Source organism: Spirabiliibacterium pneumoniae (assembly GCF_014884995.1).
GTDB lineage: Bacteria > Pseudomonadota > Gammaproteobacteria > Enterobacterales > Pasteurellaceae > Spirabiliibacterium > Spirabiliibacterium pneumoniae.
Genome location: NZ_JABMII010000025.1, coordinates 1 through 1213, shown reverse-complemented (window position 1 = coordinate 1213; position 1213 = coordinate 1). Strand labels below are relative to the sequence as shown.

Genomic DNA, 1213 nt, shown 5'->3' with positions numbered 1-1213 from the left:
ATCGCCCTTTTTCTTTATGCTCTCATCAATTATTTGATGATTTTCGCTACAACACCTGCACCTACTGTGCGGCCACCTTCACGAATCGCAAAGCGTAAGCCTTGGTCCATCGCGATCGGGTGAATCAGGCTAACAGTCATTTTGATGTTGTCGCCTGGCATTACCATTTCTACGCCTTCTGGTAACTCGATAGTACCAGTTACGTCAGTGGTACGGAAGTAGAATTGTGGACGGTAGCCTTTGAAGAATGGAGTATGACGACCACCTTCATCTTTTGACAATACGTACACTTCTGATTCGAAATCAGTGTGTGGAGTGATTGAACCTGGTTTCGCCAATACTTGACCACGTTCGATTTCTTCACGTTTGGTACCACGCAACAATGCACCGATGTTTTCACCTGCACGACCTTCGTCAAGCAATTTACGGAACATTTCAACACCTGTTACGGTTGTTTTTGCAGTTGGTTTGATACCAACGATTTCAACTTCGTCACCAGTACGGATAACACCACGTTCAACACGGCCTGTTACTACGGTACCACGTCCTGAAATTGAGAATACGTCTTCAATTGGTAACAAGAATGGTTGGTCAATTGCACGCTCTGGCTCTGGGATGTAAGTGTCGAGGTGGTTAGCCAGCTCAACAATTTTTTCTTCCCATTCTGCTTCGCCTTCTAAGGCTTTCAATGCTGAACCGCGTACGATTGGGCAATCATCACCTGGGAAGTCATATTGTGAAAGCAATTCACGCACTTCCATTTCAACCAATTCTAACAATTCTTCGTCATCTACCATGTCACATTTGTTCAAGAACACGATGATGTAAGGAACACCTACTTGGCGGCCCAACAAGATGTGCTCACGAGTTTGTGGCATTGGGCCATCGGTTGCTGCAACCACGAGGATTGCACCGTCCATTTGCGCCGCACCTGTGATCATGTTTTTAACATAGTCGGCGTGTCCTGGACAGTCTACGTGCGCATAGTGGCGAGTTGGGGTATCGTATTCAACGTGTGAAGTGTTGATGGTGATACCACGCGCTTTTTCTTCTGGCGCATTATCGATTTGATCAAATGCACGTGCTGCACCACCGTATTTTTTGGCTAATACAGTTGTGATAGCAGCTGTCAAAGTTGTTTTACCATGGTCAACGTGGCCGATTGTTCCCACGTTAACGTGCGGTTTTGTACGTTCAAATTTTTCTTTAGACA

General features: G+C 45.8%; 1 protein-coding gene. It reads right to left on the bottom strand.

Annotated elements, in window-relative coordinates:
- Window positions 1-29 precede the first annotated feature (29 nt).
- Window positions 30-1213: elongation factor Tu (tuf, locus tag HPC38_RS10405; RefSeq protein WP_208121214.1), on the bottom strand; the 1184-nt coding region annotated here is incomplete at its 5' end.